We start from the raw sequence: 13,822 nt of genomic DNA, 5'->3' as shown, positions 1-13,822 counted from the left end.
TTAGAAGTTTGTTGACACCAAAGCGCACCGCGTGAAGGGCGCCTACCCACGCCCGAGGGCGCCACCTGAGCGGTTACAAATAGAAACGCTGCCCGGATCGAATTGCGCGACACTCAGTCTCACAAGAAGTCGGCTCTGTCAAAAACGGAGGCCCTACATGGACAACCCTACTCATCAACCCACGCAGCCACGTCGTCTTCATCCCTTGATCGCGGTGGCCGCCGGCGCGGTGCTCGTCGCGAGTCTCGTCGCTACCGCGGCGATCACCGGCGTGTTCCCGAAGGCGTCGGGTAACGGCGCACAGCACGATCAGACGCAGGCCGCGCAGGTCAGCACGCAAGCGCCGGGCGTCGTCGATTCGGCCGCGCCGGTCAAGCCGTCTGCGCAACAGCGGCAGGATCAGGCTCAGCAAGCGGTGCCGGCCGCCCCTGCCGCCGCTCCGACCCAGCAGCAATACGCGCAGCAACAGCAGGCACAGGCCGCGCCGCAGTATGCGCAGCAGCCCGAGCCGCAAGCGGCTCCGCAGTATGCGCAGCAGCCGGCGCCGCATGCCGCTTATTGCTCGACTTGCGGCACCGTCGTCGCGATCTCGGCGGTTCGGCATGAAGGACATGGCACCGGCATTGGCGCGGTCGGCGGTGCGGTGGCCGGGGGCGTCGTCGGTAATCAATTCGGCGCCGGCGGCGGGCGTACCGCGATGACGCTGCTCGGCGCGCTGGGCGGCGGGTTCGCCGGCAACTCGGTCGAAAAACATCTGCGCAGCACGACGTCGTATTCGGTGCGCGTGCACATGGAAGACGGCAAGACGCGCTATTTCACCTATAGCGAGGCGCCGCCGTTGCGCGACGGCGAGCGCGTGCGCGTTCAGAACGGCGGCCTCGTCGCCGACTGAGCTGAGCTCGGCGCACAACGTTCGTCGACGCGCCATGAAAAAAGGCGATTCCATCGGAATCGCCTTTTCTTTGGAGTTCAATGCACCCGTTCGAACACGCGTTCAATAATCCGCGTCTTCGATCCATGCCGCCTGAATCGCTTCGAGAATCTTTTCGCTCGAACGGTTCGGATCGTCGTCGAAGCCTTCGAGCTCGGTCACCCAGCGGTGCAGGTCGGTGAAACGCACCTGCTGTGGATCGACGTCCTGATGCTTGTCCGTCAGAGCCATCGCGATGTCTTGCGTATCGGTCCACTTCATGGCGGCACCCTCCTGTTAGTGATTTTCCTTCGCGTGATTGATCGAGTAACGCGGAATTTCGACGACCAGATCCTGCCCGTCCGGCATGACCGCCTGACACGACAGGCGCGAAGCCGGTTCCAGCCCCCATGCCTTGTCCAACAGATCGTCCTCGTCTTCCTCGGATGGCGTCAAGGCGGCGAAACCCTCACGCACGATTACGTGGCACGTCGTGCACGCGCACGACTTCTCGCACGCATGCTCGATTTCGATACCGTTATCGAGCAGGTTGTCGCAGATGCTCTTGCCGGGAACGGCGTCGATCACCGCGCCTTCCGGGCACAGTTCGACGTGAGGCAGCAAAACGATTTGAGGCATACAGTTTCCGTTTGGGTCTGAGGCACGGCGGCTGCCAGCAATGCCGCGTGCAGGCTCCGTACCATTTTACTGGCGCCGCGCGGACTTTTTAAGTCCGCGCGGGCGCGATCGGTGGTTCGTGGGGGGCGCAGTTCGTGCGTGGCCTGAGCGCAAGTCGCGTGCACGTTGCTGTCGCTACGCTCGCCCGTTCAGATCTCGTCGAGCTTGCGGCCCGACAGCGCGCGGCGAATTCCCTTGTTCATGCGGCGCGCGGCGAATTCGTCGGTGCCTTCGGCGAGCGCCTTCGTCGCGGCTTCGATGGTGCCGACGTCGTCGCCTGGCGCGACGTTGCGCAGCGCGGCGAGCAGCGCGTCGAGTTCGGCGCGTTCGCTGTCGTCGAGCAGCTCGGCGTCGGCGGCGAGCGCCGCGTCGGTCGCTTCGACGAGACGCTGCGCTTCGACCTGTGCCTCGCGCAATGCGCGCGCGCGCATGTCGATTTCAGCGGTCGAAAAGCTGTCTTCGAGCATGCGCGCGATGTCGTCATCGGCAAGGCCATACGAAGGCTTCACGACGACCGATGCCTCCACGCCCGACGCCAGCTCGCGCGCAAACACCGACAGCAGGCCGTCGGCGTCGACCTGATAGGTCACGCGAATGCGCGCGGCGCCGGCGGCCATCGGCGGAATGCCGCGCAACTCGAAGCGCGCGAGCGAACGGCAATCGCTGACGAGCTCGCGCTCGCCTTGGACGACGTGAATCGCCATCGCGGTCTGGCCGTCCTTGAAGGTCGTGAAATCCTGCGCGCGCGCGACTGGAATCGTCGAGTTGCGCGGAATGATCTTTTCGGTGAGGCCACCCATCGTCTCGACGCCGAGCGACAGCGGAATCACGTCGAGCAGTAGCCATTCGTCGCCTTCCGCCCCGCGGTTGCCGGCCAGCAGATCGGCCTGGATCGCGGCGCCGAGTGCGACGACCTGATCCGGATCGAGATTGACGAGCGGCGGCTGGCCGAAGAACGCCTCGACCGCGCGGCGGATCACCGGCATGCGCGTCGCGCCGCCGACCAGCACGACGCCCTTGATTTCCTTCGTGGTGACCTTCGCGTCGCGCAGCGCCTTTTTTGTCGGGCCCAGCGTGCGTTGCACCAGCGCGGCCGTGATGGTCTCGAAAGTGGCTTCGTCGATCGTCAGATCGAGCGCGGTGCCGTTGGCAAGCGTGAGCTCGAGGGTAGTTTGCGACGCGCTCGACAGCGCCTCCTTGGCCTCGCGCACGTTATCGAGCAGCAGGCGCACGTCGTGCGGCGCGAGCGTCTGCGACGCGATGCCGGCCTGTTCGAGCACATGGCGATATAGCGCATGGTCGAAGTCGTCGCCGCCGAGCGCGGAATCGCCGCCCGCCGCGAGCACTTCGAAAACGCCCTTGGTGAGCTTCAGGATCGACAGGTCGAAGGTGCCGCCGCCGAGGTCGTAGACCGCGTACAAACCTTCCGCGCCGTTGTCGAGACCGTAGGCGATCGCCGCAGCGGTCGGTTCGTTGAGCAGACGCAGCACGTTCAGCCCCGCGAGGCGCGCGGCGTCCTTGGTCGCCTGACGCTGCGCTTCGTCGAAGTAAGCGGGCACCGTGATTACCGCGCCGACGAGCTCGTCGCCGAGCGTGTCTTCGGCGCGCTGGCGCAGCGTCGCGAGAATTTCAGCCGATACCTCGACCGGGCTCTTCACGCCGTCGACGGTGCGGATCTGCACCATGCCGGGTGCATCGACGAAGTCGTACGGCGCGTTTTCGGCGCCCTCCACCTCGGCCTTGCCGCGGCCCATGAAGCGCTTGACCGACACGATCGTGTTGCGCGGGTCGGTCGCGGCTTCGGCCTTCGCCCGGCGGCCGATGCGACGGCCGCCCTGCTCCAGGTAACGCACCACCGACGGCAGCAGCACGTGCCCGTCTTCGTCGGGCAGCACATCGGGCACGCCGCTGCGCACAGCGGCGACGAGGGAGTTCGTGGTGCCGAGATCGATACCGACCGCCAGACGCCGCTGGTGAGGCGCCGGCGCCATGCCGGGTTCGGAGATTTGCAGTAAGGCCATCTGGATCTTCTCGGGGACGTTGTGCCCCGTCCTGAATGTTCGCGTTGCTGGGGTGATGCCGCGGCTCGCGGCCGCTCTGGTTTTTTGTTTGTCGCTTACTACGTACGTCGCTTACTACGTCGCTGCCTACTGTTGCTGCTTGCCCGCGCCGCGCTTTTGCGCGCGTCGCGCGAAACCGCGCTAGCCTTCGAGCCGCTCGATCTGGGCATCGATTTCCGACGCGACGCGCTCAATGAACATCAGCTGCCGCACCGCCTCGCCCGCCGCCTGATTCGCGCCGTGATCGAGCGATGCGCCGAGCTTGTCGAAGCGCCGACGCTCCTCGTCGCGCAACTCGATGAGCAGCGCGTCGAGCGCGTCGACGTTCTTCGCCGCGGCCGCGTCCTCGATGTTCTCGCGCCACTCCATCTGCTGCATCAGGAACGCGGGCTCCATCGCCGTGTTGTTCTCCGCGCCGACATTGATGCCGCGCAACGACAGCAGGTAGGTCGCGCGCTTGAGCGGATCGCGCAGCGTCTGATAGGCCTCGTTCGCGCGCGTCGCCCACTGCATCGCAATTCGCTTTTGCGCATCGCCGGCCGCCGCGAAGCGATCCGGATGCACCTGCGCCTGCACGGTGCGGTACGCGTGATCGAGCGTGCTCGCGTCGAGCGCGAATTGCGCCGGCAGACCAAACAGATCGAAGTGGCTGTCGTTCAGCGAGGCCATCGGATTAAAGTCCGTTGATGAAAACTGGTATGGAGACATCGGGCCTTGTCAGGCGTGACCGGTTCAGTGGAGCGCGGATCAAACTAAAAAGGCGGCCCGCGCCGCCTTTTATCCGCCGCACGCGGAAGGTAACGAATCTAGACGCGGAACGACTCGCCGCAGCCGCATTCGTCTTTCACGTTCGGGTTGTTGAACCTGAAGCCTTCGTTCAGCCCTTCACGTGCGAAGTCGAGCTCGGTGCCGTCGATATACGCGAGACTCTTCGGGTCGACGACGACCTTCACGCCGCCCGTCTCGAACACCTGGTCTTCCGGCGCGAGTTCGTCCACGTACTCGAGCTTGTAGGCGAGGCCCGAGCAACCGGTGGTGCGCACGCCGACGCGCAACCCGATGCCCTTACCGCGGCGGGTCAGATACCTCTGGACGTGCTGTGCTGCCTTTTCGGTCAACGTAATTGCCATAACGTTTCTCAGTTGCCAGAGTGCGCGGCGCGCGTGTTCGCGCCGCGCTCACCGGTTGCTTCTTTCTTACCCTGTTGCTCAGGCGGCCTTGCCGTCTTCGACAACCGCTGCTTCGCCGTGGCGCTGCTTGTAGTCGGCGACCGCTGCCTTGATCGCGTCTTCCGCGAGGATCGAGCAATGGATCTTCACCGGCGGCAGTGCCAGTTCTTCGGCGATCTGCGTGTTCTTGATCGACATCGCCTGGTCGAGCGTCTTGCCCTTCACCCATTCGGTGACGAGCGAGCTCGATGCGATGGCCGAGCCGCAGCCGTAGGTCTTGAACTTCGCGTCTTCGATGATGCCGTCCGCGCCGACGCGGATCTGCAGCTTCATCACGTCGCCGCAGGCCGGCGCGCCGACCATGCCGGTACCGACCGTGTCGTCGTCCTTCGCGAAGGAACCGACGTTGCGCGGGTTTTCGTAGTGGTCGAGGACCTTGTCGCTATAAGCCATGATTACACTCCTTGATTCGTTTCAACCTGCAATGCGATGAACGTTCGATGTCCGCTTCGTCCAGCCGGCGCGTCAGTGCGCGGCCCACTGGATGGTCGACAGATCGATCCCGTCCTTGTGCATTTCCCACAGCGGCGACAGATCGCGCAGCTTGGAAATCTTCGACTTCAGCAGGTTGATCACGTAGTCGATTTCCTGCTCGGTCGTGAAGCGACCCACCGTGAAGCGGATCGAGCTGTGCGCGAGTTCGTCGTTGCGGCCAAGCGCGCGCAGCACGTACGACGGCTCCAGCGACGCCGATGTGCACGCCGAGCCCGACGACACCGCGACGTCCTTCACCGCCATGATCAGCGATTCGCCTTCGACGAAATTGAAGCTGATGTTCAGGTTGTGCGGCACACGCTTTTCCATGTCGCCGTTCACGTACACTTCCTCGATTTGCGACAGGCCTTTCAGCAGCCGGTCACGCAGCATGCGGATGCGCTCGTTTTCGGTCGCCATCTCTTCACGCGCGATACGGAACGCTTCACCCATGCCGACGATCTGGTGCGTGGCGAGCGTGCCCGAACGCATGCCGCGCTCGTGACCGCCGCCGTGCATCTGCGCCTCGATACGGATACGCGGCTTGCGACGCACGTAAAGCGCGCCGATGCCCTTCGGGCCGTAGGTCTTGTGCGCCGAGAACGACATCAGGTCGACCTTCAGCTTCTGCAGATCGATCTGGATCTTGCCGGTGGCCTGCGCCGCGTCGACGTGGAAAATGATGCCCTTCTCGCGCGTGATCTCGCCAATCGCCTCGATGTCCTGGATGACGCCGATCTCGTTATTGACCGACATCACCGACACCAGAATCGTGTCCGGGCGCAGCGCCGCCTTGAACGCGTCGAGGTCGATCAGACCGTCGTCCTTGACATCCAGATAGGTGACTTCGAAGCCTTCGCGCTCGAGCTCGCGGGTGGTGTCCAGCACCGCCTTGTGCTCGGTCTTCACCGTGATGATGTGCTTGCCCTTGCTCTTGTAGAAGTGCGCGGCACCTTTCAGAGCGAGGTTGTCCGACTCCGTCGCACCCGAGGTCCAGATGATCTCGCGTGGATCGGCGTTTACGAGCGCGGCCACCTGCTCGCGCGCTTCCTCGACTGCGCGCTCGGCGCTCCAGCCATAAGCGTGACTACGCGACGCGGGATTGCCGAACTGCTCGCGCAGATACGGGATCATCTTGTCCACCACACGCGGATCGATCGGCGTCGTGGCGCTGTAGTCCATATAGATGGGCAGATGGAGAGAGTCGTTATTCATCAATTGCTCCGGGGACGTCATGTGCTCTGGCTTCTGGGTTCGATATGGGGCTGCGGCGAGGGTTTTCTATTGCGTGCCGCGCTTCACGAACCGGCCATGTTGAAAACGGAATTGGGACCCTTGGGCGCCACGCGCACGGGTTCGACCGCCGGCGCGTCGTTGCGCCTGTCGCGCAGCACGGCCGGCGTGCCTTCGCGTGAACGCTGCTGATCCACCAGATCCTTCAGCGAAACCGAATCGAGGTATTCGACCATTTTCTGGTTCAGCGTCGACCACAGCTCATGCGTCATGCAGTGGCCGTCGTGCTGCTTGGTGCCTTCGCATGTGCCCTTACCGCCGCACTGGGTGGCGTCGAGCGGTTCGTCGACCGCGATGATGATGTCGGCCACCGTCACCTCTTCGGCACGGCGCGCGAGATTGTAGCCACCGCCCGGTCCGCGCACGGATTCGACGATTTCATGACGGCGCAGCTTGCCAAACAGCTGCTCGAGATACGACAGGGAGATGTGTTGGCGCTGGCTGATACCCGCAAGCGTCACCGGGCCCTGCTCCTGGCGCAGCGCCAGGTCGATCATCGCCGTGACGGCGAAACGGCCTTTCGTGGTGAGTCTCATATGATGTGAGGAACCGCAATTCTCGACAAGTTTGGTCAAGTATAAATACATGAGCGATTTAGTCAAGTATGGGCGGTAAATTTTGTGTCATTCGCTTAATTGATCGCCATACGTCGACGCCGCGCCCCCACCCGTGTGGTGCGTCTGCGTTCTTCGCCCGATGCCTACGCGAGCAACTGCGGGCGCAGCGCGGCGATCAGCCCGCGGCAGGCTGCTTCGCACTGATCGAGCACTAACTCGAAGCCTTCCGCGCCGCCGAAATACGGATCGACAACCTCTCGCGCGCCGCTCCAGCGGCCATCCGACTCAGGCACGAACTCCATCAGCAGACGGATCTTGTCGCGCTGTGCGGGCGGGCACAGTTGACGCAACGCGGCGACGTTACGGTCGTCCATGGCAATCAGCAGATCGAAGCGCTCGAAGTCCGCGACCGTGATCTGGCGGCCGCGCAGCGCGGCGAGCGCATAGCCGCGCTGGCGGGCCGCGTGTTGCGCGCGTTCGTCGGGCGCCGCGCCGATGTGCCAATCGCCGGTGCCGGCCGAATCGATCAGGATGCAGTCCGCAAGCTTCGCCTCGTCGACCAGATGACGCATCACGCCCTCCGCCGTCGGTGAACGGCAGATATTCCCGAGGCAAACGAAACAGATGGACACAGTTTTCATCAGGGATTTTTCGACGCTCGAGGCGCCGCGCGTGAGGTCGTCAGACAGTCAGCGGACTGCGCCGCGATTATACAAATCTCGGCAGATTCGCGCCGAGCGGGGCGCAGCCAGCGAGATCAGCGGGCTTCGGACCGTCGCGGTCCGCCGCGCCGGCTTACGATGCCTCGGCGAGCGGCGTCGCCGTGGCGGCACGCATCGGCTTGGCCGGCAATGCCGACGCCGTGTCGATCATGCCGTACGACACCGCGCGTGCGAGTTCGGCGGTCAGATGGCTGGCGTCGAGTGGCATCTGCGAAGCGCGCGAAGCGGTTTGGCCGTTGACGTGCAGAAGGGCGAGCACCGCGAGCGGTACAACGATGGCTAGGGGCCAGTACACTGATATTGTCTTTTTCATGATGTGTTTTTCAATTAGGGGCGCATGAGTTTATGACGCACTATGCCCTAACGAAATGCTATAGAAATTCACAATCGGGAAAAACCCGCCCGCGCGAGATAGATCGTTGCTTGATACGAAACAGTCAATTGAGACCTCTTTCGGGAACGATTGGCGCATCGCTGGCACACAAAAGTAAAGCTTACAAACGCATACAAAGCCGCCGCGACGGACGGCGACAATGACGGTCTTATTCTTACCCTTACATTTCTTTGCACCACAAAATGAAACGCATTGCACCTCTCGCTGGCCTGGTGGCCGCCGCGCTGCTCGGCGGCTGCGCGGTCTATCCGGACGGCACGCCGATGTACGGCAACGGCTACGGCGCCTATAGCGGCTACAACGGTTATGACGATTCCGCATACGCGCCGGGTGCCGCGGTCGTACCGCAAACCAATGTGTACCTCGGCTACGGCGATTACGGTCCGGGACGTTACTACGGCCCGGGGCCGGGCTCCGGCTATCGCGGCTATCCGGATCGCGGTCATCCGAACGACAACGACTGGCACCACGGCGATCACGGCAACGGTCATGGCAACAACGGCGGCGGTCCTGGACAACCGCACGGCGGCCCGCCGCCGCAGGGCGCAGCGGGCGGTCCGCACGGCCCTGGTGGCGCCAATGGCGGCCCGAACCCCGGCGCGGGCGGCCCGCCGCAGGGCCAGCCGCAAGCCGGCAACCGCGGTGGACGAGGCAACGATTTGGTGAGAAATGCGCCCGCGCGTCAGCCGGGGCAGATGACCGAACATTGAAGACGGAGCGGCGCTGAAGCATCCCGCCGGCTTCTTCGCCCATTTCGACGGCTGCGCGAGCGCGCAGCCGTCAAACCAATCCCAATGCCGCCCGCTCAGCCAATATGGCTGCGCTGCGCGGCATACAACTCGCGGAACGTACGACCCACCGGCGCCGGCATGTCGCGCGTATCAGTCCAGCCCGCGCCGCCGAGCGGCAGTTTGGCGATCGACCGATTGCGCCCACCCATGCGCTCCAGCACGCGCACGGCGAGTTTGGTAAAGAGCGCATAGGCATCGGGATGCAGCGCGAGCCAGCCCCACAGCGCCAACCCGGCGCGCTCCTTCCACGGCCGCAGGTGTCGCTCCATCTGCTTTTCGCGCAGCTTGCGCAACAGATCGGACAGCGGGATACCGACCGGGCACACGCTATTGCATTCGCCGCATAACGTCGCCGCTTGCGGCAGGTCGAGCGCCTTGTCGATGCCGACATAGCTCGGCGTCAGCACCGACCCCATCGGCCCCGGATAGACCCAGCCATATGCGTGCCCGCCGACCTTCTGATACACCGGGCAATGGTTCATGCACGCGCCGCAACGGATGCAGCGAAGCATCTCCTGGAAGTCGCCGCCGATCAGCCCTGTGCGGCCACCGTCGACGAGCACCACGTACATATGCTCGGGCCCATCCTGATCGCCCGCGCCACGCGGCCCGGTCAGCATCGAAAAATAGTTCGAGGTGGCCTGGCCGGTTGCCGAACGCGGCAGCAGGCGCATAGCCGTCGCGAGATCCTCGAGCGTCGGCAGCACCTTCTCGATGCCGGTGACAGCGACATGCACGCGCGGCATCACCGTGCACATACCTTCGTTGCCCTCGTTGGTCACGACCGCGACCGAGCCCGTTTCCGCGATGATGAAATTGCCGCCCGTCACGCCCATGTCCGCGCTCAGAAAATGCGGCCGCAGCATTTCGCGCGCCTCACGCGTCATGTCGGGAATCTCGGTGAGCCGCGGCCGGCCGTGCGTCTTCGCGAACAGGTCGGCGATCTCGTCCTTATCCTTGTGAACGACCGGCGCGATGATGTGGCTTGGCGGCTCGTTGTCGTTGATCTGCAGGATGTATTCGCCAAGGTCGGTTTCGATCGACTGCACGCCCATCTGCCCGAGCACTTCGTTCAGACGCATTTCCTCGGTGACCATCGACTTGGTCTTGATCACCTTCTTCACCTCGTGCTTGCGCGCAATGTCGCCGACGAGCCGCGCGGCCTCCTGCGTGGTCTCCGCGAACAGCACAGTCACGCCGCGCCGGGTCGCCTCGCGCTCGAAGGTTTCGAGCCACACGTCGAGATTCTCGAGCGCGCGATCACGGCGCTCCTTGAGCGCGGCCCGCGTCGCGGGGAAATCGATCGCGGTCATCGCGCTCGCGCGCGCCGACACGAACTTCGTGGACAGCTTGGTCAGGTTCTGCTGCAGGCGCTGGTCGGCGAGTTTCTGACCGGCGCGAGCCTTGAACTGCATCGATTGGACTTGCATGGCGGCCCTGATGAGATCGGATTGAAACGCGCGGCGCATTCGCGCCCGACGCAATGCGTGACAGACAGGATAGACGTGACGCGAACAATGGCGGTGTTCGCCGCGCGGGGATTACACGTCGCCGGCCAGCACCTGTGCGATATGCAGCACGCGCGTCGTCGAGTCGCCGTTGCGGCGCAGCCGCCCTTCGATATTCAATATGCAGCCGAGGTCGCCGAGCACCACCGCACCGGCGCCGCTCGCGGCGATGTTCGCGCACTTTTCGTCGACGATCGCGGTCGAGATATCGCCGTATTTGACCGCGAAAGTGCCGCCGAAGCCGCAGCAATGCTCGCAGCCTTTCATCTCGGTGACCGCGACGCCGACCTGCGCGAGCAGTTCGCGCGGCTGTTCCTTGACGCCCAGTTCGCGCAAGCCCGAACACGAGTCGTGATAAGTCACCTGTCCCGCGAACTCGCCCGGTTGCAACTGCACCTTCGCGACGTTGACGAGGAAATCCGTCAGCTCGAACACCTTGCCGCGCAGGCGGCCGAAACGGTTCATCAGTTCGGGATCGTCGCGGAACAGGTCGCCGTAGTGCGCGCGGATCATGCCGCCGCACGAGCCCGACGGCACCACCACATAGTCGAACTGTTCGAACTCGCGCAGCGTTTTCTCGGCAAGGTCGCGCGCGAGGCGGCGGTCTCCCGAGTTATACGCAGGTTGCCCGCAACAGGTTTGCGCGGGCGGCACTACGACCTCGAAACCGGTGCCTTCGATCAGCTTGATGACGGAGAAACCGATCTCGGGACGCATCAGGTCAATCAGGCAAGTGATGAACAATCCGACTCGCATGAGCCCTCCTTGCGGGGAAACGTCCCTGATTATCCGCTGTTTGCCGGTGCAATACCAACGGCCGGAAGGCATAGGAAGCACGCCGCGCCGGATTGGAAGCGCGCCTCGAAGCGTTCGCTTTTTTCACAATACGAGATACAATCAGTTTTCGCTGTTTGACGCATCCACCGATTCTCATATGAGCGATACGAACCCGGATCCCAAAACTTCGATCCAGGTGATCGAACGCATGATGCGCCTGCTCGACGCACTGGCGGCGCATAGCGACCCGGTCAGCCTGAAAGAACTGGCTATCCGCACGGAGCTGCATCCATCCACCGCGCACCGCATCCTGAACGATATGGTGATGTGCCGGCTGGTCGACCGTTCAGACCCCGGCACCTACCGTCTTGGCATGCGCCTGCTCGAACTGGGCAATCTTGTCAAGGCGCGCCTGTCGGTGCGCGACGCGGCGCTCACGCCGATGCGCGAGCTGCACCGCGAGACCGGGCAGACCGTGAACCTGTCGGTGCGTCAGGGCGACGAAATCGTCTATATCGAACGCGCGTATTCGGAGCGCTCAGGCATGCAGGTGGTGCGGGCGATCGGCGGGCGCGCCCCGCTTCATCTGACCTCGGTCGGCAAGCTGTTCCTCGCGGCCGACGAAGCCACCCGCGTGCGTGCCTACGCAACACGCACCGGTCTGTCGGGCCATACGCAGAACAGCATCACCGATCTCGCGAAACTCGAGCGCGAGCTGTCGCATGTGCGCCAGCAGGCCTGCGCGCGCGACAACGAGGAACTGGAGTTGGGCGTGCGCTGCATCGCCGCCGGCATCTACGACGATACCGGCAAGCTGGTCGCGGGGCTGTCACTGTCGGCGCCGGCCGATCGTTTGCAGGATTCATGGCTCGGGCAGTTGAGCCAGACCGCGTTGATGATTTCGGAATCGCTCGGCTACCGCCCGCAGCCGCAGCAGGACCATGCGCACGGCGGGCACGGCTCACATGGCTCGCACGGCCAGCATTAGTAAAGGGGGCGGCCGCCCAACCGCCGTGCACCCTTCGCTCCCGCCGGCGCCATGAAAAAAGCCTCGCATCTGCGAGGCTTTTTCTTTGCACGTCAGCTGCAGCCGGACTGACTATCACCGGCTGAGTATGCGTTGCGGCTTCAGGTACCCGGACCGCCGGCATCGGCGCTCGTGATACGCGGCTGGTCGCCGCCGTTGTCGAGCCACGTACGCAGACGCGTCGCGTCCGCGAAACGCGAGTACTTGCCCGACGAATCGAGCAGCACCAGGATCATCGGCCGGCCGTGGATGGTCGCCTGCATCACGAGACACTCGCCCGCTTCGTTGATGAAGCCGGTCTTCTGCAGACCGATGTCCCACGTCGGGTTGCGCACCAGCGCGTTCGTGCTGTTGTACGCGAGCGTGCGCTTGCCGGTGTACACCTCATAGCTGTGATCGGTCGAGAACTTGCGGATCAACGGATACTGATACGCCGCGTTGACCATCTTCACGAGATCGCGCGCGCTCGACACGTTCATGCTCGTCAGACCGGTCGGGTTCTCGAAGTGCGTGTCGTTCATGCCGAGCTGCCTCGCCTTCGCGTTCATCGCCGCGAGGAACGCCGGCCGGCCGCCCGGGTAGTAGCGCGACAGCGCCGCCGCCGCGCGGTTTTCCGACGCCATCAGCGCGATGTGCAGCATGTCCTCGCGCGACAGCACCGAGCCCACCGACAGACGCGAACCGGTGTTCTTCTCGTAGTCGCGGTCTTCGTCGGTGACTTCGATCTGATCGGTCATCGGCTCTTTCGAATCGAGCACCACCATCGCCGTCATCAGCTTGCTGATCGATGCGATCGGTACCACCGCGCGCGAGTTCTTGTCGAACAGCGTCTCGCCGCTGTTCTGGTCGATCACATAGGCGACGCTCGAGCGCAGCATCAGCGCGTCCGGCGTCTCGTGCAGACCAAACGCCTGGCCGACGCTCGGCTGGCGCGGCTCGTACGCGACGCGTCGCATCACCGAACGGTGTCGGCCGTTCGCCGTGAACGTGACGCGCTTGCGTTTGACGCCGGCGTGCGGGGCATCTTCATCCGCCGCAGCGGCTTTCACGGCCTCACCCTTGCCGGCTTTCGCCGCATGGCTCGACACCTTTGCGGTGGCGGCCGCCTGCGCAGGCTTCCTGGCAGTTTTAGCGTGTTTGGAAGTTTTTGCGGATGCAGCAGACGTAGCTGCAAAAGTGCTGACAGGCGTAGCGAACGCCGCTGCGACGGCCAGCGAGACGGCCACCGACAGAGCGGTGCTGCGCGCCGCGCCGTGGAGCACTTTTAGCGACGAAAACATGTCGGTTTTCATTGGGTGTTCGATAGGGAGCGGCGAGAGGTTTCCGCAAGTGTAGTAAAGCAACGAAAAATTAGCAATTTGAAGCACTTATACGCGCTCCTTAAACCGGCTTGTCAGCTCCG

General features: G+C 63.9%; 16 protein-coding genes. 3 read left to right on the top strand and 13 right to left on the bottom strand.

The window, feature by feature from the left end:
• Positions 1-157 precede the first annotated feature (157 nt).
• Positions 158-892: a glycine zipper 2TM domain-containing protein gene (locus HDG33_RS02710; protein WP_184022382.1), complete on the top strand. Its 735-nt coding sequence runs from the start codon at positions 158-160 to the stop codon at positions 890-892.
• 102 nt (positions 893-994) lie between these two features.
• Here the strand turns inward: HDG33_RS02710 and iscX are convergent, their stop codons facing one another.
• From iscX to HDG33_RS02660, 10 genes are all read right to left on the bottom strand, one after another.
• Positions 995-1,192 carry a Fe-S cluster assembly protein IscX gene (gene iscX, locus HDG33_RS02705; protein ID WP_027198111.1) on the bottom strand — a complete coding sequence of 66 codons (198 nt, stop codon included), beginning with the start codon at positions 1,190-1,192 and terminating at the stop codon, positions 995-997.
• A gap of 15 nt (positions 1,193-1,207) precedes the next feature.
• Entirely contained in the window at positions 1,208-1,549 is a 342-nt protein-coding gene (gene fdx / locus HDG33_RS02700; protein ID WP_184022380.1) for an ISC system 2Fe-2S type ferredoxin, read from the bottom strand.
• Between the two features lie 188 nt (positions 1,550-1,737).
• Positions 1,738-3,609, bottom strand: coding sequence for a Fe-S protein assembly chaperone HscA (hscA, locus tag HDG33_RS02695; protein WP_184022378.1), 1,872 nt, complete (start codon positions 3,607-3,609; stop codon positions 1,738-1,740).
• 180 nt (positions 3,610-3,789) lie between these two features.
• On the bottom strand, positions 3,790-4,317 hold the full coding sequence (gene hscB / locus HDG33_RS02690) for a Fe-S protein assembly co-chaperone HscB (protein ID WP_090800792.1): 528 nt from the start codon (positions 4,315-4,317) through the stop codon (positions 3,790-3,792).
• Positions 4,318-4,454: 137 nt separating this feature from the next.
• The gene (gene iscA / locus HDG33_RS02685; protein ID WP_184022376.1) at positions 4,455-4,778 is read right to left on the bottom strand and encodes an iron-sulfur cluster assembly protein IscA; all 324 of its coding nucleotides are present in this window, start codon (positions 4,776-4,778) and stop codon (positions 4,455-4,457) included.
• Between the two features lie 78 nt (positions 4,779-4,856).
• Positions 4,857-5,270 (bottom strand): Fe-S cluster assembly scaffold IscU, encoded by a 414-nt coding sequence (gene iscU, locus HDG33_RS02680; protein ID WP_184022374.1) that lies wholly within the window; start codon positions 5,268-5,270, stop codon positions 4,857-4,859.
• A 72-nt stretch (positions 5,271-5,342) separates the two neighbouring features.
• Positions 5,343-6,566 carry an IscS subfamily cysteine desulfurase gene (locus tag HDG33_RS02675; RefSeq protein WP_184022372.1) on the bottom strand — a complete coding sequence of 408 codons (1,224 nt, stop codon included), beginning with the start codon at positions 6,564-6,566 and terminating at the stop codon, positions 5,343-5,345.
• A gap of 83 nt (positions 6,567-6,649) precedes the next feature.
• A complete protein-coding gene (gene iscR, locus HDG33_RS02670; protein ID WP_018417524.1) occupies positions 6,650-7,180 on the bottom strand; it encodes a Fe-S cluster assembly transcriptional regulator IscR in 531 nt (176 codons plus the stop codon).
• A gap of 164 nt (positions 7,181-7,344) precedes the next feature.
• Positions 7,345-7,842, bottom strand: coding sequence for a low molecular weight protein-tyrosine-phosphatase (locus HDG33_RS02665; protein ID WP_184022370.1), 498 nt, complete (start codon positions 7,840-7,842; stop codon positions 7,345-7,347).
• A gap of 154 nt (positions 7,843-7,996) precedes the next feature.
• Positions 7,997-8,236, bottom strand: coding sequence for a hypothetical protein (locus tag HDG33_RS02660; RefSeq protein WP_184022368.1), 240 nt, complete (start codon positions 8,234-8,236; stop codon positions 7,997-7,999).
• A gap of 263 nt (positions 8,237-8,499) precedes the next feature.
• Between HDG33_RS02660 and HDG33_RS02655 the strand changes: the two genes are divergently transcribed.
• Positions 8,500-9,027, top strand: coding sequence for a hypothetical protein (locus tag HDG33_RS02655; RefSeq protein ID WP_184022366.1), 528 nt, complete (start codon positions 8,500-8,502; stop codon positions 9,025-9,027).
• Positions 9,028-9,122: 95 nt separating this feature from the next.
• On the opposite strand, the gene HDG33_RS02650 is transcribed toward HDG33_RS02655, so the two are convergent.
• Together HDG33_RS02650 and HDG33_RS02645 are read right to left on the bottom strand one after the other, a co-directional pair.
• Entirely contained in the window at positions 9,123-10,538 is a 1,416-nt protein-coding gene (locus HDG33_RS02650; protein ID WP_184022364.1) for a lactate utilization protein B, read from the bottom strand.
• Positions 10,539-10,649: 111 nt separating this feature from the next.
• Positions 10,650-11,372, bottom strand: a complete 723-nt coding sequence (locus HDG33_RS02645; RefSeq protein ID WP_184022362.1) for a (Fe-S)-binding protein — start codon at positions 11,370-11,372, stop codon at positions 10,650-10,652.
• A gap of 178 nt (positions 11,373-11,550) precedes the next feature.
• Between HDG33_RS02645 and HDG33_RS02640 the strand changes: the two genes are divergently transcribed.
• Positions 11,551-12,381 (top strand): IclR family transcriptional regulator, encoded by an 831-nt coding sequence (locus HDG33_RS02640; protein WP_090800805.1) that lies wholly within the window; start codon positions 11,551-11,553, stop codon positions 12,379-12,381.
• Positions 12,382-12,521: 140 nt separating this feature from the next.
• Here HDG33_RS02640 and pbpG read toward each other — a convergent pair whose 3' ends face one another.
• Positions 12,522-13,712, bottom strand: a complete 1,191-nt coding sequence (gene pbpG, locus HDG33_RS02635; protein WP_184022361.1) for a D-alanyl-D-alanine endopeptidase — start codon at positions 13,710-13,712, stop codon at positions 12,522-12,524.
• Between the last annotated feature and the right edge of the window lie 110 nt (positions 13,713-13,822).

Origin of the sequence: Paraburkholderia sp. Cpub6, assembly GCF_014201065.1 — a bacterium.
Lineage (GTDB): Bacteria > Pseudomonadota > Gammaproteobacteria > Burkholderiales > Burkholderiaceae > Paraburkholderia > Paraburkholderia tuberum.
Note: the sequence above shows the minus strand (reverse complement) of the source record. Positions and strands in the feature narration are given on the sequence as shown.

What these genes read in the sequence shown, in the direction of transcription:
- HDG33_RS02710 (WP_184022382.1), top strand. Translation starts at nt 158, where the DNA reads ATGGACAACCCTACTCATCAACCCACGCAGCCACGTCGTCTTCATCCC.
- iscX (WP_027198111.1), bottom strand. Translation starts at nt 1,192, where the DNA reads ATGAAGTGGACCGATACGCAAGACATCGCGATGGCTCTGACGGACAAG.
- fdx (WP_184022380.1), bottom strand. Translation starts at nt 1,549, where the DNA reads ATGCCTCAAATCGTTTTGCTGCCTCACGTCGAACTGTGCCCGGAAGGC.
- hscA (WP_184022378.1), bottom strand. Translation starts at nt 3,609, where the DNA reads ATGGCCTTACTGCAAATCTCCGAACCCGGCATGGCGCCGGCGCCTCAC.
- hscB (WP_090800792.1), bottom strand. Translation starts at nt 4,317, where the DNA reads ATGGCCTCGCTGAACGACAGCCACTTCGATCTGTTTGGTCTGCCGGCG.
- iscA (WP_184022376.1), bottom strand. Translation starts at nt 4,778, where the DNA reads ATGGCAATTACGTTGACCGAAAAGGCAGCACAGCACGTCCAGAGGTAT.
- iscU (WP_184022374.1), bottom strand. Translation starts at nt 5,270, where the DNA reads ATGGCTTATAGCGACAAGGTCCTCGACCACTACGAAAACCCGCGCAAC.
- HDG33_RS02675 (WP_184022372.1), bottom strand. Translation starts at nt 6,566, where the DNA reads ATGAATAACGACTCTCTCCATCTGCCCATCTATATGGACTACAGCGCC.
- iscR (WP_018417524.1), bottom strand. Translation starts at nt 7,180, where the DNA reads ATGAGACTCACCACGAAAGGCCGTTTCGCCGTCACGGCGATGATCGAC.
- HDG33_RS02665 (WP_184022370.1), bottom strand. Translation starts at nt 7,842, where the DNA reads ATGAAAACTGTGTCCATCTGTTTCGTTTGCCTCGGGAATATCTGCCGT.
- HDG33_RS02660 (WP_184022368.1), bottom strand. Translation starts at nt 8,236, where the DNA reads ATGAAAAAGACAATATCAGTGTACTGGCCCCTAGCCATCGTTGTACCG.
- HDG33_RS02655 (WP_184022366.1), top strand. Translation starts at nt 8,500, where the DNA reads ATGAAACGCATTGCACCTCTCGCTGGCCTGGTGGCCGCCGCGCTGCTC.
- HDG33_RS02650 (WP_184022364.1), bottom strand. Translation starts at nt 10,538, where the DNA reads ATGCAAGTCCAATCGATGCAGTTCAAGGCTCGCGCCGGTCAGAAACTC.
- HDG33_RS02645 (WP_184022362.1), bottom strand. Translation starts at nt 11,372, where the DNA reads ATGCGAGTCGGATTGTTCATCACTTGCCTGATTGACCTGATGCGTCCC.
- HDG33_RS02640 (WP_090800805.1), top strand. Translation starts at nt 11,551, where the DNA reads ATGAGCGATACGAACCCGGATCCCAAAACTTCGATCCAGGTGATCGAA.
- pbpG (WP_184022361.1), bottom strand. Translation starts at nt 13,712, where the DNA reads ATGAAAACCGACATGTTTTCGTCGCTAAAAGTGCTCCACGGCGCGGCG.